Source organism: Holdemania sp. 1001095H_141210_F2 (assembly GCF_015558105.1).
Lineage (GTDB): Bacteria > Bacillota_I > Bacilli_A > Erysipelotrichales > Erysipelotrichaceae > Holdemania.
In genome coordinates this window covers 22,308-42,251 of sequence record NZ_JADNPO010000003.1, presented here as the reverse complement: position 1 = coordinate 42,251, position 19,944 = coordinate 22,308, and the positions used below count along the sequence as shown (strand labels likewise).

Below are 19,944 nucleotides of genomic sequence, written 5' to 3'. Positions count from 1 at the left end.
TCAATTCGACTTTTCCGCATTTCTAATTTTTTCACATTCCATCACGGAAAATCAATTTACTCCCAATCAATTCAATTTTTGACTAAAATGATTACCTGTGCCGTAACCGCTTCCAATTTAAGACTGATAAAAAATAAAATAACGGTCAAAATCCCGTTATTTCTGCATCATTTCCTGATTTAAGATCATTTCTGCGGAGGCTTTGATCAGCGCTGCGCAGCGTGTCCCGTCAGCGTCTTTTGATAAATCCCACTTTCCTGTCATCGCCGCGGCATGGACCGGGTGTTTTTCACGCACGGCAAGGATCAAACGGTCGTTTTGTTTGCGAACTAACAGCTCATCCAAGCCAAACCCGCAGTCCTGCAGCGTCTGCTTGCCGGACTCCCTCAGAACCTGACCTTCCTTTGGCTCTAACACTTCCGCAAAGGAAGGCAGAGACTGCCCGCAGGGATACCAGCAGCCGCCGCGCAGATGCCGCCAGCCATCCCCGCTGTTTCCGCAGCGCTTCAGCTGAATCCACAATCCGTTTTTGATCACCGGCTGTTTCTCGCTTTCCCGCCGCAGCGTAAAGCGTCCGATTTGAAAGGGGATGCCCTGCGCTTCACCCTGAACCGCCCAATCCCACTCGCAGCGATAGCGGGCAGGATTCAGCCCCAGCTGTCTGTCCCAGCCGATATCCAGTGCGGAAGGCTCCGCCGCGCTCACATTCGCAAACTGCCGGGTCAGCTCTGCCTGAAAGCCAGCCTGATGGCATACATTCACAAACCGCTGCCGGGTCGGTTTGATCGCAAACCACCACGCAAACGCAAACAAGAAACCACCGGCGAGGGTGCCGCGGTGACTGCGGATGCCCAGCCTGTTCTCGATTACAAAATCCGCCACCAGAACGCCTGCGAATAAAATCACTTCCAGCCAGTACAGAAGCTGCCAGCGCCGCGCGGTTCTCACAAACCGGCGTTCATCAGCCACGCGCGAACCTCGGAAATAAAATACAACGAACCGGTGATCACTACCGTGCCCTCAGCCCCGGCCTTGTCGTGGGCTGTGCGGACCGCGGTTTTCCAGTCTTCGATCAATTCACTGCCTTCGATCATCAGCTGCGCACCCGTCTGGGCGCGGAAATAGTCGAATTGCGTGATGATCAGAGTGTCGCTGATCTGTTTCAGCTGTTTGGCCATGACCTCAGTTTCCTTATCCTTCAGCGCGGTAAACACGATGACGCGCGGATGGGGCAGAGCTTGTGCGGACGCACACAGCGCTTCGATTCCCGGTGCATTGTGCGCCCCGTCGATGATCGTCAGCGGATGCTCCTGAAGAACTTCAAACCGGCCGGGCCACTCTGCTTTCCGCAGTCCTTCGCGCAGCGCTTCCTCACTGAGGGTCAGCTCTCCCTGCTGCTTCAAGGTCCGCAGACACGTCAGGGCCACCGCCGCATTGCGGGCTTGATATTGAGCACGGGTATGCAGCGTATAGGTCTGATCTTCCATCGTAAAGTGAATCTCGGATCCCGGCTGAACCGTAACGGCGGGAACCGAAATCAGCCGCGCCTGCTTTTTTGCGCAGACTGTTTCGATCACCGCCTGGCATTCCGGCTGCGTCACGCCGCTGACGACCAGCCCATTATGTTTGATGATCCCTGCTTTCTGCAAGGCGATCGCTTCCTCCGTGCTGCCTAGGCGTTCCATGTGATCCAGGCCGATTGACACAATCACGCTGCACAGAGGATGACGCAGCGTATTCGTCGAATCCAGAAGACCGCCCAGCCCCACCTCGATCACCGCGAAATCAACCTTTTGTTCGATAAACCACAGACAGGCGAAAAAGAAATCGATCTCAAACATCGCCAGATCCCATTGTTCCAGTAAATCCCGGTAGGTATCGACATAGCGGACAAACGTGGCGTCGTCGATCCAGCGCTCCTGAATCCGGATCCGGTCCTGATGGGCGACCAGATGCGGCGAGGTGAACGTGCCGACGGTATAGCCGGCTTCGCGCAGGACGCTGGCGAGATAGCTGACGGTGCTGCCCTTGCCGTTGGTGCCGGCGACATGTATCGTACGCAACTGGTCCTGCGGATCGCCCTGGCTGGCCATAAACCGCTGGAAGTGATCGAAGCCATGGTGAAAATTATGCCGGGCTGTAATCCAATCGACGGCCTCCTGAATTGTCGTCATCTTAATCCTCAATCTGCCAGTCGATCGGCGCGCGGCCCTGATCGATCAGAAATTGATTGGCCTTGGAGAACGGATGCGTGCCGAAAAAGCCGTAGTTGGCCGATAACGGCGAAGGATGCGGCGATTTCAGGATCAAATGCTTCGGATTGGTGATCCAGCGGCCCTTGTCCTGCGCGTTGCGGCCCCACAGGATAAAGACCAGCGGATCAGGATGGTCGTTCAGCTTGCGCATGACCTCGTCGGTGAATTCTTCCCACCCCCTGCCGCGGTGGGACAGTGGTTTGGAATCTTCGACCGTCAGCACGGTGTTCATCAGAAACACGCCCTGCTGAGCCCATTTCATCAGATAGCCGTGATGGGGAATCGTACAGCCCAGATCGTCATGCAGTTCCTTATAAATATTAACGAGACTTGGCGGTACCTTGACGCCCTTACGCACTGAGAAACACATTCCATGCGCCTGATTGGGCTGATGATAAGGATCCTGCCCCAGGATGACGACCTTCACGTCGGAATAGTTGGTAAATTCAAACGCCGAGAACACCTGCAGACGAGGCGGATACACCTTCGTCGTCGCATACTGCTGGCGCAGAAAAGCGGATAACTGCTGGAAATAAGGCTTTTGAAATTCCTCTTTCAAAAACGGGGTCCATTCATTCTGAAACATTGTGCTCCTCCTTAGGGTCTTCTTGACAAAAATAAAAACCGGATTTTTTCCGGTTTCATTATAGCACTGTTCGTCCTATTTCACCAATCCCTGCGCTTTGAGCTGATCGCGCCGGTGATGATAGATCGTCGCGTAAACAGCCATCGCGATCGGAAAGAGGGAACAGAAGATCACGGCGACGGGCAAATAGAGTGTTTCCGGGAAAATCCAGGAGCACAGCACAATCGCCGCCATGCCCAGACAGCGGCCGATCGACTGGTAGGTTTCCCGCACGATCACCCGGCCGACGATATTTTCCTGCGCGGCGTAATCGGCGATCGCGTTCATCACGATGATCTGATACGGATTGGCGTACATCGGCGTCGACAGCGCGTTGACCACGCCGTAATAGACGGCCCCGCCCAGTGTCGGCCAGAGCACCAGCACGACGGCGCTGGAAGCGATCAGTACGGCGCCGATCCGGTAGAACCTCATGCGGTTGCGGCGGTGCATGGCGCGCGAAACCAATGCGAACGCGATAATCGAGATCAGGGCGAAGAACGCCAGCAGTTTGCCATACGTACTGCCGCTGCCCTGGGTTGCGTTATACACCAGCAATCCGGCCAATGTCAGCGACAGTGAGTTGTGCATGCCGTAGAAGAACGTCGTGATCATGCAGTAGCGCCATTGCGGATCGTCCAGCTTCATCCGTTTCAGCACGGAGAACGGCTGCGGCGCGCTGCGGGCCTTGACGCGCAGCGAGATCAACGCGATCCCGGCGTATATCACTAAGACGATCTTGAAGATTTCCACATAGCCTGCGGTATCCGAAGCCGCCATGTCGATGATCATCGTCGAGATCAGCGGCGCGGCAATCGCGGCGATGTTGTTGCAGATGCCGACGCTGGAAAGAAAGCGGGAGCGGGACTGGGGCGAAGACACGATCTGATTCAAACTGTTCAGGCTTAGCCAGAACAAGCCTTCCCCGATTCCTGTCAGCGCCGCCACGCCGTAGACCAGCTGCGGATGCACGGCAAACTGATCCTGCGCCCCCAGCACGAACAACAGGCTGAGCATGATGAAGACCAGCCCCGTGGTCAACGGTCCGGCAAAGCTGTGTTTCTGCGCCCACTTGCCGCCGAGGGTGAAGAAAAAGGGAAACAAGCCGATCCGCACGATCGTGTAGATCGACATGACAACCAGCGAGCCGGTATAGGCGTACAAATAGACGTTCATGAACACCGCCGACATCGCGTTGGCCAGATTGAACAGACAGGCGATGAGGATCGTCGTCGTTTCATCACGCGTGAATTTCTGCTTACGCATGCTTTACCAACCCCTACTTTACAAGACCCAGCTGCTTCTGCCGGTCGCGTTCACGATGATAAACCGTCGCATAGAGCGTCAGAATGACCGGGAACAGCGAACACATCACAACCGCTGTCGGCAGATACAGCGTTTCCGGCAACAGGAGGGAACACAGCACGATCAGCACCATCCCCAGGCAGCGGCCGATCGACAGATAGGCTTCCTTGGCGATCACGCGGCCGACGATATTTTCCTGCGCAGCGTAGTCCTGGATCGCATTCATCATGATGATCGTATACGGATTGGCATACATCGGCGTGGCGATCGCGTTGACGACCCCGTAATAGATGGCTCCCGCCAGCGACGGCCAGAGCACCAGCACAATCGTGCTGGATGCGATTAACAGCGAACCGATCTGATAATAGCGCATCCGGTTGCTGCGGCGCATCGTCCGCGATACCCAGGCGTAGGCCAGAATTGTCAGCACTGCGAAGACCGCCAGCAGCTTGCCATAAGCGCTGCCGCTGCCGTTGGTCGCGTTATACACTAACAAACCGGCCAGCGTTAAGATCAGCGAATCACGCATCCCATAAAGAAACGTTGAGATCATGCAGTAACGCCACTGCGGATCGTCCAGCCGCATGCGCCGGAGCACGGAGAAGCTGTGGCTGGCGCTGCGGGCGCTGACGCGTGTGGAAAGCAGCGCGATCAGACCGTAGATCACTAAGACAATCTTGAAGATTTCGACATACCCCGCCGTATCTGTACCGGCCAGTTCAATAATAAAAGTCGAGATCAACGGCGCGATGATCGCCGACAGGTTGTTGAAAATGCCAATGTCGGAGATAAACAGCGAGCGGGTTTTCGCCGTTGAAACAATCTGGTTCAGGCTGTTGATGCTCAGCCAGTACAGTCCTTCGCCCATGCCGACTAACGCCGCCACGACGTACACCAGCTGCGGAATGCGTTCAAACGCATCGCTGGCGCCCAGCACAAACAACAGGCTGAACATGATGAGGATCAATCCGGCCGTCAGCGTCTGCGAGAAGCGGTGCTTCTGCGCCCACTTGCCGCCAATGGTAAAGAAGAACGGATACAGGCCGATGCGCACGATCGTGTAGATCGACATCACCACCAGCGATCCGGTATAAGCATACAGATAAACATTCATGAAGACCGCCGACATCGCGTTGGCGAGGTTGAAAAAACAGTTGATCAGGATTAACAGACGTTCGTTGGAGCTCAGCGCTTTCATAAAACAATCCCCCTGGAAAATGATTTCCTTTTTGGTCTTGAGTATCATAGCACAACCATTCACGTTGTCAATCCGGAAAATGAATAAAAAAACCGGAAATGAATCCTTTTAGGCAAGGCCGTCTTTTCCGGTTCTCTTTGAATTATCTTAGGCAGTGGGAAAACTGCTTATCAAGCCTGACGAACCCCCTTGCAGTACACTGCTTTTAGCTGAATGTTTTCATCGCAGACGACCAGATCCGCATCCTTTCCCGTCTCCAGTGAGCCTTTGCGCTCAGCGACCCCCAAATAGCGCGCAGGGTTGATCGTCGCCGCATGAATCGCCGTTACCAACGGCAGCCGGGCTTTGCGATGCAGGTTATCCACGCCCTGATTCACATATAAAGCAGAGCCGAATAAAGTCCCGTCCGGCAGCCGGAACGCGCCTTCCCGGCTGTACTGCTCCGCCGCCGGATCATCCTTGCATTCAGCGGAATCCGTGACCAGGATCAGTTTATCCGCGCCTTTCATCGTTCCGATCAGATGTGCCGTTTCAAAATGCACATGAATTCCGTCGCCGATCACCTCAGCGTAGAGTTCGTCCAGATTCAAGGCTGCGCCGAAAATTCCGGGATTGCGGTGATGGAAGGGGCGCATGCCGTTGCCGCAGTGTGTAATGCCGGTAGCTCCGGCGGCGACGGCGTCCTTGACCTGATCAAAGCTGGCGCCGCTGTGGCCGCAGGAAACGCGGATATGATGCGCTGCGGCCGTTTTAACAAACGCATAATCCTCGTCAAACTCAACAGCGCAGGTCACCGTCATGATATGTCCGCCGGCTAAATCCTGATAGTGAAGCAGAACCTCCGGATCGGGTTTAACGATCGTGCAAAGATCCTGCGCACCATGAAACTGATGCGAAATGAAATTGCCTTCCATATTGATGCCCAGGATTTCCGCCCCTTCCCCCGGGGCTTCGATCGCTTCTCTAAGAACCGGCAGGGCTTGTTCGTTCTGGCGCTGGCTCTGCGTCGCGGTGGTTGCGAGAAACGCGGTTACGCCTTCTTCCGGCATGTGCTTCTGCCAGCGGCGCATCGCTTCCAGCGTCGGTTTGCCCGCCTCGCAGCGGTTCCAGCCGTGCGTGTGAATATCAATGAATCCCGGAAGAATCCACAGATCCTGATAATCGTGATCCGGCTGTTTTTCCCCATAGGGCAAAACCGCTTGAATGAGTCCGTCGGCGATTTCCAGCTGAGCGGGCTGAAGACAATCATGAATCCAGACGTGAGTGCTTTGAATGATCATTTTGTACCTCCACTTTTTCTTTAGCTTCAGTATATCACCTCTTTCAGGCTTGTCCACTAAACCAAAAAAAGACACGGCGCAACCGTGCTTTTCACCGCAGACAATAATTGAAAAAGGCTTCGTATTCCGTCTGGGAAATCGTCGTCGGCGTGGCCGGGTCGAATTCGTATTTCCCCCGTTGTTTCAGCGTATCCGGCTCGATCAGAAAAAAGTCGTACATCACCCGGCCGGGCTGATCCGGCACCGGATCGTCAAACGTCGCGTCGAGGTAACGCATTTCCCCATCCAGACTGACCAGATTCCAGGCGTGATCCATCGTGTTGCTGAAAACACGGATGGAGCCGATCCCGGCAGCCTCCAGAAGCAGATCCATCGCTTCCATATAACCTGAACAGGTCGCCTTCCCCCGCTCAAAGACGCCGGAGGCGCGGAAAGCAAGACTCTGACGGCGTTCTTCTTCATTCAAGGCGACGGCTTCCTCGTCGTATTGGGTATGCAGCACCAGCCAGTCGTGGAGCACGCGGATCGTTTCCGTCTGATCCATTTCCGCACTCACGTTTTCTTCCACGATGCGGCGGGCCTGAACGCGGTTTCGCTGCAGCTGCTGTTCATCCTCCATCGTGACTGTGAAGATCGTGCGGCGCGTGCCATTCATCATCCGCCGCTGCGTGTACTGGGCTTCAAAGGTCGAAGGCGACAGCGCTAAGGCATAGATGAAAATTTTATCCAGATCCAGATCCTCATTCGCGACGATCGCGGCTTCCCGCTGGCCGCTGCGGACAAGATTGCCGATCAGCAGTCCTGCTTCCATCTCGCTGTCCACGGCATAACATCCTTCACGGACGTCGCAGCTGATCTTTTCAAATTCCTGATCAGGGCGATAAAGCGAATCGCTGAACGTCACTGTTTCCCGCTTGCCGCCCAGAACATCAGGCAGCGCAAGCGACTTTCCGGAACAGGCTGTCAACATAAAACACAAACCCAAAAGCCATTTCCATTTCTTTTTCATACCGCCTGTCCCCTTTCTCGTTTTCAGTATACCACGTCCCGCGGATTTCTTTCTTTCGTTTCCCTTTCAATTTTTGTATAATAAGAACGCAAAGGAGGCGCAACTCATGCTTCAAAGAACCATGTCCTTAAAAGAAATGATGGATTACCGCCCGGCCGCGGCGGATTTCGCCCAATGTCCCGAAGCGGTGACGGGTTTGATGCGGCTGTGCGTCGTCGCGCCGGATAAGGAAAAGGCGTATGATTTCCTGCGCCACATGATGAATCCGCCGTATCGGCAATTAGCGCTGCGCAGCTTCGACGATTGCCTAAACACTGTGCATTATGACTTCGATGGATCGCAGGCATCCAAGCCGACGTTTATCTTAATGGCGGAATACCGGGTGATCACGGACAAATCGTCGCTGCAGGCACTCATGGAAACGGTGATCGAAACCCGGACCGATGCGGAAACCGATGTGATCGCCGACTGCTTTATGAAAAGCGACGAGGGCGGCAGCTGCCTGCGGATTTATTCCCACGAAGGCCAGGTTCACGCGGCGATGCTGGGATGACCGCCTGGGTTAAAGCCGCAAAGTGATCGTCAGCTTAAGTCAAGACAACGTAAAAGAGAACGGATCGGAATTTCCAGATGGAAAACCGGCCGTTCTCTTTTTTATTTTTTGAAATGATTTCGAGAGTTAAGCTTCCGGATTGACCGGCGGCTGCGGCTCGCGCTTCTGAATGTGCAGCAGCGTCAGCACCACCTGATCGGTAATGTTGGCCATCATGTTTGTAAAGCGCTCAAAGCCTTCCTGACGGTAGGCGTCCTCGGGTTTGATCTGCGCGTAGGAACGCAGATAGATGCCCTCGCGCAGACGGTTCATCGAATCAACGTGGTCGTTCCACTGATGGTCGATCACGGAAAGCAGGATCATCTTTTCAAGCTGGGCGATCTGTTCGGGCGCTTCATCCTTTTTCAGCTGATGCTGACGATGGAATTCCTGCTTCAGGATGGCCTGAAGGGTCTTCTCGTCCTTCGCCTGATCGAGCTCCTTATCGATTTCGCTGAGCAGCCAGGTCTTGCTTGCTTCCTGCAGCACGGTTTCCCATTGCGCAGGATTGGCGCGTTTGGCGTTCACCAGGGACGCGGCCAGACTGGCGGCCGCCTGATCCATCAGGGAACCGACCAGTTCGCTTAAGTCGTCCTGCATGAGAATCTGATCGCGCTGGCCGAAGATAATCCGGCGTTGTTCCATCAGAACATCGTCATATTCCAGCACACGCTTCCGGGAATCGTAATGCAGATCCTCGGCGCGCTTCTGTATCAGATCGATTGTTTTGCGCAGCTTTTCCGCCGGCAGTTTATCCTCGCAGAACTTCGCAATGCTTTCCTTCTGCAAATCGGAAGCGTACTGAATGATGAAATCATCCTGCATCGACACATAGAAACGGGAAAAGCCCGGATCGCCCTGACGGCCCGCACGGCCGCGCAGCTGGTTGTCGATCCGCTTGGATTCATGCCGTTCCGTACCTAAGACGGCCAGTCCGCCCAGCTCGACGACGCCTTCGCCCAGCTTGATGTCGGTGCCGCGGCCGGCCATGTTCGTCGCGATCGTGACCGCGCCCTTCTGCCCGGCCCGGGCGATGATCTCGGCTTCCTGCGCATGGTTCTTCGCGTTCAGCACGGGATGCGGGATCTTTTTCTGCGTCAGCCGCCGGGAAAGGATTTCACTGATTTCCACCGAGGGGGTACCGACTAACACCGGCTGGCCCTGGGCATGCAGCTGGACGACTTCTTCCACGATCGCGTCGTATTTTTCGCCTTTGGTCTTATAGACCGCGTCCGGATAATCAATCCGGGCGATCGGCTTGTTTGTCGGCACAACGATTGTGCGCATATTGTAGATGCTTAAGAATTCCTGTTCCTCCGTCTTGGCCGTACCGGTCATCCCGGCCAGCTTGTCATACAGGCGGAAAAAATTCTGGTAGGTAATCGTCGCCAGCGTCTTGGTTTCCTGCTTGATCCCGACGCCTTCCTTGGCCTGGATCGCCTGATGCAGCCCATCCGAGAACTCACGGCCTTCCATTTTACGGCCGGTGAACTGATCGACGATGATCACTTCGCCGTCCTCGACGACATATTCGACATCGCGCATCATGACATAATTGGCTTTCAGCGCCTGCTGGATATAATGCACCAGATCGGCGTGGCTGTGATCGTAGAGATGGGCGACCTTGAAGAACCGCTCGGCGTGCACGATCCCTTTTTCCGTCAGATAAACCTGACGTTCCTGATGATCGACTTCAACCTCATCCTTGCGCAGCGCCTTGACGAACTGATCGGCCATCAGATATTGCTTGTCCAGCATTTCCCCGGCGCCGGAAATAATCAGCGGCGTGCGGGCTTCGTCAACCAGCACGGAGTCGACTTCATCGACCAGCGCAAAATGGAGTCCGCGCAGAACGCGGCTTTCCAGATTCATGACCATGTTGTCGCGCAGATAATCGAAGCCCAGCTCGGAGTTGGTCGTATAGGTGATGTCGCAGGCAAACGCCGCGCGCTTCTGCGCTGAAGTCAGAGTGCGGTCGTTGCAGCCGACGCTCAGCCCCAGAAACTGATAAATTTGTCCCATCCACTGGGCGTCGCGGTGAGCCAGATAGGGGTTGACGGTCACGACGTGCACGCCTTTGCCCTCCAGCGCGTTGAGGTAAACGGGCAGAATTGAGGTCAGCGTCTTCCCTTCGCCGGTTTTCATCTCCGCGATATCGCCCTGATGAAGCAGGACGCCGCCCATCAGCTGGACGGGATAGGGCCGCTCGCCGATCACCCGTTCAGCCGCTTCGCGCGCAGTGGCGAAGGCTTCCGGAAGCAGCTCGTCCAGGCTTTCGCCCTGGCTTAAGCGCTGGCGGAACTGGCTGGTTTTCGCCTGAAGCTCAGCGTCGCTTAAGGCTTTGTATTCCCCGCTCAGCGCTTCAATTTTCTTCGCCAGCTTCTCAGCTTTGGCTAACTGGCGGCCGTCGGGACTTAGTGATTGTAAAAGATTCATGATTTTCCTCCTGTTTGTTTCCTTTTTTAAATGATCCAAACAGGAAAGGGCGGGGCCAGCCGACCGACCGGCACGGCCAGAATCTTCGGTCTTGCCACCTGCGCTGCCCGCTCGATCACCGGCACGGCGTTCCACAAGCTGTCCGGCATCAAAGCCAAGACCGGCTGAACACCGCCGGTCGCTAACGGCGTCGAAGGCCCCGTGGTTTTCTTCTTATTCAGCGTTTCCGCGCTTTGCAGCTGCGCTTCCTTCTCACCGGCCGCCTCCGTCTGAATCGTCAGGGCCGGCTGCGGCAGCCGGGTCTGCGGGACAGCGAACATCCCCCAGGATAAAAGCAGGCAGAAGCTCAGCGACAGCCATCGTAAAAAAGCAGGGATCATCGGCTTCCGCCTCCTTTCGCTTTCCGCTTCAAATTGATATCCGTTTAATCATACACTGTTTCAGCAGCTTTGGCAATCACGCCGCAAAGTCAGTCTCATCCCACGAAACAGCGTTGTTTCACTGGATTCGCTTCCTGTTTAAAACGTCAGTTTGGGTGTCACTGTGATTCCCCAGTCCACTGCCAGCTGTTCCGCCTGACGCACCGCGCCGTCGACCAGATCGCGCGGATCATGAGCGTCCGAACTGATGATCGTCGTCAGTTTGTAGCGCTTGCTGAGCTGCCAGATCTTGGCGTTGGGATAGCCAACCGAGCGACGCAGGCCATTCGCGTTGATTTCTACCGCCACGTTCCGTTTTTCACATTCCGCAAAGATCCGATCCATGCACTCCAGCAGAAGCGGCGTCGGCTGCTCGTAATTCACCATAATCACATCGGGATGGGCAAGCAGCTGAAAAAATCCGGTGTTCAGTGCGGCGATCACATCTTCGGTATATTGCATCGTTTCCCGATCCCGGTCCTGCATCGCAAAATAATCATAGCGATGATCGGCGCTTTCATGCTGCCCCAGAATCCACAGCTTCACATTCTGATGATCGCGCAGCTGGGCAAACCGATTCATTTCTTCCGGGAAATATTCGCATTCCAACGCTTTGAAAAGAGAGATCTGATCGCCATAGCGGCCAATAACATCATCGGCTTCCGCCAGAAATGCCGGCATTTCGCCCCAGGTCATCCGCGGACCCATCGGCTCTTCGCTGGCCACATGCTCGCACACCGCCATTTCTTCCAGGCCGCAGCGCAGCCCCTCCTTCACATACTCTTCCAGCGTTCCCCGGCCATGCCGGCACCAGCGGGAATGGGAATGAACATTTGAAATCATCGTTATCCTCCTTACGAAGCCGCCGCTTCGCCTCTCTTTATGAAAATCTCAGCATCTTCGCTCTCCTTGTTTCTGATCCGTCTGGAAAGCAGTTTTGACCGGCTGATTGTCAAAAACGAAAAAGCGCGGCTGCCCGCGCCTTGAGATTATTTGACGACGACCACCATCGTGATCGGATTGACCGCCAGATTGCGGACCATGACCGGCGTCGTCAGCAGGCCGGCTTCATTGAAGATCTGTTGATAGTCTTCCTCCAGCTCGACATACTGGACGGCCGGCGAAGGGTTGAAGAACACCTTGATCGTCTGATAGCCGCCATAGGCTTCCACATCATTGAGCTGATACAGCAGCATCTGGCCTTCCGTCACTTCAAAATGAACATGGCTTTCAATTTCTTCGGCGCTGGCAAAGCGGAACGCACGGATCAGCTTGCGCAGCCGCAGACAGTCGCGGGTATATTCCACGACCTCCTCGTGCCGGTTCTTGCGTTCCCAATCGATCTGGTTCACGTTGTCCGGCGCATTGTAGGTATTGTGATAGCCGTATTTCGTCCGGCAGAATTCCTGACCGCTCTGCAAAAACGGCACGCCCTGGGCGACCAGCGTCACGGCGATCATCAGCTTCTGACGCTTGACGCGGATCTCCCGCACCTCATCCTTGCAGCAATCCTTCATCTTATCCCAGCTCGTCGCGTTGTCATGACATTCGACATAGTTGATGCTCTGGGAGGGCTGTTGGTAAATCTTATACATTTCCTTGTTCAGCGTATTGGCGCACAGGGCGGACGGCATATCGTGAGCCTGATATAAATTGCCCGTCGCATAGCCCTTGGCCTGCACGTCGAAATCGGAAGTCTTGCCCTTGACGACGTCGCGGAAATAATCGTTGAAATGCGCGACCTGCGGCATTTTCGCGTTGTTGCGCTGGCACGCCTTGAGATCGTCGTTGAGCGCCGTCGGCAGATCCCAGCCCTCGCCATAGACCATTAACTCCGGCTTCAGCTTGCGGCCGGCCGCCACGACAGCGTTCATCGTGTCGACGTCATGAATGCCCATCAAGTCAAAACGGAAGCCGTCGACGTCGTAAACCTCGATCCAGCGGCACACGATATCGACGATATACTTGCGCATCATCCGCATCAGAGAATCCGTATCGTTGCCGCAGAAGGAACCGTTGGACAGAAAGCCCGACGGCGTAGTGCGGAAATAGTAATAGGGCACGCACTGGCCGAATGCGGAGAACTGGATATCGTAGTGATGATTGAACACGACGTCCAGATTCACGCGCAGTCCGCGCGCATGCAGCGTCGCGACCAGCTGCTTCAGTTCGCGCACCCGGCAGCGCGGATCGTTGGGATCGCTGGCATAGCTGCCTTCCGGACAGCCGTACTGCAGCGGATCGTAGCCCCAGTTGTAAAACAGATCCGGATGTTCCTCGTCGACCGTCGCAAAATCAGCGACCGGCATCAGCTGCACGTGCGTCACGCCTAAGGAAGCCAGATAATCCAGTCCCGTCGGCTTGCCCTGCAGCGTCGTCCCCACCTCGCACAGCGAGCGGTACTGACTGTGGGTGCGGGTGCCGCATTGGGCCTGATGAGTAAAATCGCGCACACTCAATTCATAAATCACGGCGTCGGTATAGCTGGTAAAGGGCGGCAGTGCGGAATTGGGCATCTGCGCCATCCGTTTCCAGTTGACCAAACCGCTGCGAAGGCCGTTGGCAGTCGAAGAGAGGGCGTAGGGATCCGGACTGAGATGAAGCTCGCCGTTCACCTTGACCTGATACAGATAGGTTCCCCCATCCCAATCCCCCTCTACCGTCAAACGCCAGACACCTTTTTCCCCCCGCGTCATCGCGGCCAGCACCTGCTTACCGGCCAAACGCAGATCCAGCTGCACCTCGCAAGCCGTCGGCGCCCACAACGCGAACCGTGTCTGAGTTTCCTCACAGAACGCCCCCAGTTCACCCTCATACGCAAAATCCTGATCAAACCGGGCGGTCTGGACGATCCGGCGGTATTGCAGCACCGCGCGGTGTCCGTGTTCCTCCACAATTTCCAACGATTCGCCAATCTGGACTTCGGCCGGGCCGGTCAGCGTGTACCGCGTATAGCTCTCATGCGATTCCAGCTCCCGGATCTGACACGCCGTCGCTTCCCCCTGCGGCCGCTCCAGATAAAACCGGTCGCTTTTCCCGTTATAAAACCGTTGTGACAAATAGACTACAATTTTCCCATAATCGTCCAGAAAAGCTTCCATGCTTGTATTCTCTTTCATACGTTCCCTCTTTTCTGATGTCGTCTTTTTTACTTTTTCAAATCGCCTGTTCTTCTATTATAATGGACAAGACCGCTGCACAACAAGCATTTCCCTCCGACTTTTTTGCGAAAGCCAAAAGAAAATCCCGCGTTTTTAGAAAAACACGGGAAACTCTCTTTATTTATCGTCGATCCGGACCGGCTTGATGTGCCAGATTTCATCGGCGTACTGCTGGATCGTGCGGTCAGAACTGAAATAGCCTGACTTCGCAATGTTGATCAGGCAGGACTTCGCCCACTGACCACGGTCGCCATAGCGCCGCTGAATCTCTTCATGCGCTCTGACATAGCTGTCAAAATCCGCAAGAAGCAGATATTCGTCGTTCTTATACATCAGCTCGTCGAAGATCAGCTTAAACTCGTCATGATCCGCGGCCCAGGTGCCGTCGACCAGCGAATCAATCGCTTTCTTCAGCCGTTCGTCGCCGTTGTAATAATCCCAGGCGTTGTAGTTCTTCTTCAGTTCCGTCACCTGATCGACAGTTAAGCCGAAGATCACGTCGTTATCGCGGCCGACGCGTTCGTCGATCTCGACGTTGGCCCCGTCCAGCGTGCCCAGCGTGATCGCGCCGTTCATCATGAACTTCATGTTGCCGGTGCCGCTGGCTTCCTTGCCAGCCGTAGAAATCTGTTCGGACACATCCGCCGCGTTCATCAGCACTTCGGCGATGGATACGCTGTAATTCGGAATGAATACGACTTTTAACATCGAATTGACCGCCGGATCGTTGTTGATCACATCGCCCAGACTGTTGATCAGCTTGATGACCTTCTTGGCGAAATAATAGGCCGGAGCCGCCTTGGCCGCGAAGATGAACGTCGTCGGCGTGATCGTAAACGACGGGTCTTCCTTCATCCGCTGATAGAGGTAGATGATGTGCAGGGCATTGAGCAGCTGCCGTTTGTAAGCATGCAGACGCTTGGCCTGAACGTCAAAGATGGAATTCGGGTCGATCTCGACGCCGCAGCGGTCTTTGACCAGCTTCGCCAGGATTTCCTTGCGCTGGCGCTTGATGTCCAGAAACTGATTCTGAATCGCCGGATCGTCGACATACTCCATCAGCTTTTCAATTTCGTTGAGATCATACTCATAGCCCTCGCCGATCAGCTCGTCGAGCATTTTCCGCAGCTGCGGGTTGGAGTACAACAGCCAGCGGCGGTGCGTGATGCCGTTGGTCTTGTTATTGAACTTATCCGGATACAGCCGGACAAAGTCGTGGAACAGGTCGTTGATCAAAATGTCGGTGTGCAGCTGAGCGACGCCGTTGACGCTGTGCGAGCCGACGACCGCCAGGGACGCCATGTGAACCTGATCGTCTTTTAAAATCGCGACGCGATAGGCGATATCGCGTTCATACGGGAATTTCTCCGCGACTTCCTTCAAGAAGCGGCGGTTGATTTCCTCGATGATCATATAAATTCTTGGAAGCAGCCGCTGAACGAAAGCGATCGGCCATTTCTCCAGGGCTTCCGACAAGATCGTATGGTTGGTGTAGGCCATGACGGAGTTTGTGATCGCCCACGCATGATCCCAATCATAGTGATACTCGTCCATCAAAACGCGCATCAGTTCCGGAATCGCCAGTACCGGATGCGTATCGTTGAGCTGGATTGCGATCTTTTCGCCGAGGTTGTCAAGCGTCGGATAGACGCGCAGATGCGAGCGGATGATCGACTTCACACCGGCCGAAACAAAGAAATACTGCTGCTTCAGACGCAGGATCTTGCCATCGTCGGTCGAATCGTCCGGATAGACGTTCAGACAGATTTCCTGCAGCTCCTGTAAGTATAACCGGAAATCCTTATTGGTCGGGATGATGTCGGAGGCCTCCGCTGACCATAAGCGCAGCGTGTTGGTTTCCTTGGTGCCATGACCGACCACCGGCATATCATACGGCACGGCGCGGATGTGTTCCGCGTCGACATGATCGAAAATCAGTTCGCCGTTTTCATCCTTGCGCATTTCGACATGACCCCAGAACTTCACGTCGACCGCGCTCTTCGGTTTGCGGACTTCCCAGACGTTGCCCAGTTTCAGCCACTGATCCGGAACCTCCACCTGATAGCCGTTTTCAATCTTCTGGCGGAATAATCCGTATTGATAGCGGATGCAGTTGCCGTTGCCCGGCAGCTGCAGCGACGCCAGCGAGTCCAGAAAGCAGGCAGCCAGGCGGCCCAGACCGCCGTTGCCAAGACCCGCGTCGGATTCCAGGTCTTCCAGCTCGTTGATGTCGATGTCCAGATCCTGCAAGCCGTCGCGGACAAGTTCATAAATGCCTAAGTTCATTAAATTATTGGTTAAAAGCCGGCCGATCAAGAACTCCATCGAGAAGTAATACATCTGCTTAGCCTGATCCGCAGCGATCTTCTCTTTGGTTTCTTTCCAATGGATGCCCGCAAAATCACGAACCATCCCGCCCAGCACCATAAATCGTTCTGTCGGATGGGACTGTTCGACAGATCGTCCGTAATTTTCCTCGATCCGTTTGGTGAATTCTTCTACGAATTCCTGTTTGTTATTGAACATAAAATTCCTCCCGCGTGTATTTTACCAGTTTTTCCCTAAAACGCAATCGCTTCCTGTTAATAAAAGCGGTTACTTCCTCATTTTTACCTGAATCAGCGTTACTATTCGTTTTTTTCCTTAATCCTGATTCTGGTTTATTCAAATCTTTTCTCAAATTTATATGGCTGCTCCCCGGCTTTAACCCTGTCTTCATGCCGCTGACGATTCCCTCTTTCCGGCAAAGGGAAGCAAAAATAAATGACCATTTTTCAACAAAATCGCCCCTGCAGCGAATTCCCCAATACGTGTGTGCTGCAGGGGCGATGCGTCGTTCCCTATTCGGCTTTCTTTCGGACGGTTGTTTTCTTCTTTTTCGGCGCCGTTTTACCAGCGTCCGCCGGCGTCGATTTTTCCATCTCCGTTTCCGGCTTTGCCGCTTCGCTCCTCTCCGCTTTCTTCGCGGCTTTTTTCTTCGCGCTTTTCTTACAGATTAACAGGATGCCCGCAAACGGCGCGACGCGGATATCCAGCGATTGTTCAAAGTGATGCGCCGGTACGGTTTCCGTCGCCACCGGCTTGAAGTTGCACATATTGCAGCCTTCGTAGATATCCTTTTCGGTATTGATCAGCTCGCTGTAAGTGCCGGCCTGCGGTACGCCGATTCGGAAATGCTCATAGGAAGCCGGCGTCATGTTGAGGACGACGACCATGATATTCTGTTCATCTTCCCGATAATAGCTGTATACGCTCTGATCGCCGTTATCCGCGTCGATCCAGCGGAAATACTGGTAATCATAATCATAGCGGCTCAGCGCCCGGTGATGGGAATAGATCCGGCTGATATCCTGGAAATACCGCGCAAACGCCGCATGGCGGGAATACCCCAGCAGAAACCAATCCATCTCGCGGGCTTCGTCCCATTCGCGGAACATGCCGATCTCATTGCCCATGAAGTTCAGCTTCTTGCCCGGATGAGTGAACTGATAGAGATAGAGGTTTTTGGCCTGCGCGAATTTCTGATCGTAGCTGCCCCACATCTTGTCGACGATCGTATGCTTGCCATGGACGACCTCGTCGTGGCTTAACGGCAGGATAAACCGTTCGGAATAGAAGTAGGCCATTGAGAAGGTCAGCTCGTTGTGATGGTATTTACGGTAGATCGGATCGCGGCCGTAATATTTGAGGGTATCGTTCATCCAGCCCAGATCCCACTTATAATCAAAACCCAGCCCCAGCTCGAGCGTCGATTTGGTAACCTTCGGATAATCCGAGGAATCCTCCGCGATCAACATGACCTCCGGATATTTCTTCGACAAATAATAGTTCTGCCGGCGGATAAACGCAAGCGCGCCTTCGTTGGTGCCGCGGTTCTTGTTTCCGCCCCAGTAAATGATGTTGCTGACGGCGTCGATGCGGATGCCGTCGATGTGATACAGATCGCACCAGAACGACGCGGACGACATCAAGAAACTGCGGACTTCCTCTTTCCACAGGTCGAAATTCATCGTTCCCCATTCGCTGTGCGCATCGTTGACATTCGGATATTCATACAGCGCTTCGCCGTCGAAGTAACGCAGTCCATGACTGTCCTTGACAAAATGCACCGGAACCATGTCGAGGATGACGCCGATGTGCTGGCGGTGGCATTCGTTGATGAATTCCATTAAATCCTTACATTGCCCATAGCGGGAAGTACAGCTGAAATAACCGCTGGCCTGATAGCCCCAGCTGCCGTCAAACGGATGTTCATTCAGCGGCATCAGCTCGATGTGCGTAAAACCATGCTCCTTGACGTAGGGAATCAGCTCCTTCGTCAGTTCGCGGTAGCTTAACCAGTACGGACCGTTCTTTTTCCAGCTGCCGGCGTGGACCTCATAGATGTTTAATGGTTCCGAGAAATTCTTGGAACGTTCGCCCAACCAGATCTGATCTTTCCATTGGAAGCCTTTCAGATTGACGATGACCGAAGCGCTGTTCGGACGCATCTCGCTGTAGAAAGCATACGGATCGGACTTGTCGAAAACGTTGCCGGCTGAATCCTCGATCCGGTATTTATACAACTGCCCTTCTTTTAAATCCGGGATGAACAGGCTCCAGATCCCCTGATCTTCCGGCAGCCGCTCCATGTTTGCGTTCTCGCCGTTCCAGTCGTTAAAATCACCGACGACCTGGATGCTGCGCGCATGCGGCGCATAGACCGTAAACCGCACGCCGTTAACTCGTTCATACGTGAAATGAGCACCGAAAAGCTCGTAAGCGTCAATGCAGTGCCCTTGATGAAAGCTTTCAATGAGTGTTGTCTGATTCATGGATTTCCTCCTGTTTCTCTCTCTTTTCTTTTATGCCGAAAACCGCTGAACATGTCTATTCCTTCCAGCGTTTTTTCAGCATCATGATCTTCGTTCCTCCAGATCTCAATTAAAAAGAGAGCGGCTTTCGCCTGTGTTTTACCTACTATCATATTACAACATTGAGCCGGACAGTTCAATCTTTTCTTGTCGTCTTTTGAAAGCCCTTTCTTATTTCAAAGCCCCGCTTTTCTTTGACTTCGCGGTGTTTACCGCTTATGGAAAATTCCGGTAAATGATTACCTTCTCATTGAAAACAGGCTGATCGCCCACTTCGCAGTTTCTTTTTTTGTCTGTCAGGATTTTTTTATGGCCTTCCCCAATTCTTCCGCTTCCCGCGCCCGGCGCAGCATCGCCGCTTTTTCCGTCCGGCCCATGAGCGCATAACAACGTTCCCATTGCCGCAAAGAGTGCAGCGGTATCCGCTGGCCGCCCAGGATGATTTGTCCCTCAATTTCCTCGCTTTGCAGCGGAAATGAAACGATCTGGCCTTCATGTTCGATTCCCAGATTACCGATCACATCAATCTCCACGCCGCTGATCGTAAATTCCATGAAGCACTGCGTATGAAACTGCGGCGACGGCAGCTGAGGATGCCGGATTCCAAGCGGGCTGAACAACCGCGCAACCTGTTCGCACGCATGTTCGTCGATCATCAGATCAAGATCGTGAAAGTCGCAAACCAAACCATTGAAGTACAGCAGCAGCGATCCGCCGACGGCCCACAGGATCTGATTCTCGTTCAATAACGTCGCCAGCTGAATCAGAACCTGAAGTTTTTCTTCCATTTTTTTCTCCATTGTCCATTTCT

16 protein-coding genes are annotated in these 19,944 nt (G+C 54.2%); 1 reads left to right on the top strand and 15 read right to left on the bottom strand.

Translation table 11 applies throughout. The annotated features are described in order from the left end of the window. Positions 1-156: 156 nt before the first annotated feature. The 7 genes from I2G61_RS02730 to I2G61_RS02700 form a co-directional block, all read right to left on the bottom strand. A complete protein-coding gene (locus tag I2G61_RS02730; RefSeq protein ID WP_072685680.1) occupies positions 157-969 on the bottom strand; it encodes a hypothetical protein in 813 nt (270 codons plus the stop codon). Beyond that, on the bottom strand, positions 945-2,174 hold the full coding sequence (locus I2G61_RS02725) for a folylpolyglutamate synthase/dihydrofolate synthase family protein (RefSeq protein WP_195547873.1): 1,230 nt from the start codon (positions 2,172-2,174) through the stop codon (positions 945-947). Before I2G61_RS02725 ends, I2G61_RS02730 begins: the two co-directional genes overlap by 25 nt. A 1-nt stretch (position 2,175) precedes the next feature. After that, a complete protein-coding gene (locus I2G61_RS02720) occupies positions 2,176-2,841 on the bottom strand; it encodes a uracil-DNA glycosylase (protein WP_195547872.1) in 666 nt (221 codons plus the stop codon). A gap of 75 nt (positions 2,842-2,916) precedes the next feature. Further along, positions 2,917-4,146, bottom strand: coding sequence for an MFS transporter (locus tag I2G61_RS02715; RefSeq protein ID WP_072685677.1), 1,230 nt, complete (start codon positions 4,144-4,146; stop codon positions 2,917-2,919). Positions 4,147-4,159: 13 nt separating this feature from the next. After that, positions 4,160-5,383, bottom strand: a complete 1,224-nt coding sequence (locus I2G61_RS02710) for an MFS transporter (protein WP_229100654.1) — start codon at positions 5,381-5,383, stop codon at positions 4,160-4,162. Between the two features lie 170 nt (positions 5,384-5,553). Beyond that, positions 5,554-6,663, bottom strand: coding sequence for an N-acetylglucosamine-6-phosphate deacetylase (nagA, locus tag I2G61_RS02705; protein WP_072685675.1), 1,110 nt, complete (start codon positions 6,661-6,663; stop codon positions 5,554-5,556). A gap of 91 nt (positions 6,664-6,754) precedes the next feature. After that, positions 6,755-7,672 carry a transglutaminase domain-containing protein gene (locus tag I2G61_RS02700; protein ID WP_072685674.1) on the bottom strand — a complete coding sequence of 306 codons (918 nt, stop codon included), beginning with the start codon at positions 7,670-7,672 and terminating at the stop codon, positions 6,755-6,757. A gap of 106 nt (positions 7,673-7,778) precedes the next feature. On the opposite strand from I2G61_RS02700, the gene I2G61_RS02695 reads away from it, so the two are divergent. Further along, a complete protein-coding gene (locus I2G61_RS02695; protein WP_072685673.1) occupies positions 7,779-8,225 on the top strand; it encodes a hypothetical protein in 447 nt (148 codons plus the stop codon). A 126-nt stretch (positions 8,226-8,351) separates the two neighbouring features. Here the strand turns inward: I2G61_RS02695 and secA are convergent, their stop codons facing one another. From secA to I2G61_RS02655, 8 genes are all read right to left on the bottom strand, one after another. Next, a complete protein-coding gene (secA, locus tag I2G61_RS02690) occupies positions 8,352-10,700 on the bottom strand; it encodes a preprotein translocase subunit SecA (protein ID WP_139248664.1) in 2,349 nt (782 codons plus the stop codon). Positions 10,701-10,726: 26 nt separating this feature from the next. Continuing rightward, positions 10,727-11,080, bottom strand: a complete 354-nt coding sequence (locus tag I2G61_RS02685) for a hypothetical protein (RefSeq protein WP_072685672.1) — start codon at positions 11,078-11,080, stop codon at positions 10,727-10,729. A gap of 138 nt (positions 11,081-11,218) precedes the next feature. After that, the gene (locus tag I2G61_RS02680; protein ID WP_072685671.1) at positions 11,219-11,962 is read right to left on the bottom strand and encodes a PHP domain-containing protein; all 744 of its coding nucleotides are present in this window, start codon (positions 11,960-11,962) and stop codon (positions 11,219-11,221) included. Positions 11,963-12,108: 146 nt separating this feature from the next. Next, a complete protein-coding gene (gene pulA / locus I2G61_RS02675) occupies positions 12,109-14,238 on the bottom strand; it encodes a type I pullulanase (RefSeq protein ID WP_072685670.1) in 2,130 nt (709 codons plus the stop codon). A gap of 159 nt (positions 14,239-14,397) precedes the next feature. Then, on the bottom strand, positions 14,398-16,806 hold the full coding sequence (locus tag I2G61_RS02670; RefSeq protein WP_072685669.1) for a glycogen/starch/alpha-glucan phosphorylase: 2,409 nt from the start codon (positions 16,804-16,806) through the stop codon (positions 14,398-14,400). Then, positions 16,796-16,999 carry a hypothetical protein gene (locus tag I2G61_RS02665; RefSeq protein ID WP_072685668.1) on the bottom strand — a complete coding sequence of 68 codons (204 nt, stop codon included), beginning with the start codon at positions 16,997-16,999 and terminating at the stop codon, positions 16,796-16,798. The genes I2G61_RS02670 and I2G61_RS02665 overlap by 11 nt, the downstream gene beginning before the upstream one ends. A 121-nt stretch (positions 17,000-17,120) precedes the next feature. Beyond that, on the bottom strand, positions 17,121-19,094 hold the full coding sequence (glgB, locus tag I2G61_RS02660) for a 1,4-alpha-glucan branching protein GlgB (protein WP_072685667.1): 1,974 nt from the start codon (positions 19,092-19,094) through the stop codon (positions 17,121-17,123). A gap of 335 nt (positions 19,095-19,429) precedes the next feature. After that, positions 19,430-19,933: a hypothetical protein gene (locus tag I2G61_RS02655; protein ID WP_072685666.1), complete on the bottom strand. Its 504-nt coding sequence runs from the start codon at positions 19,931-19,933 to the stop codon at positions 19,430-19,432. Positions 19,934-19,944 lie beyond the last annotated feature (11 nt).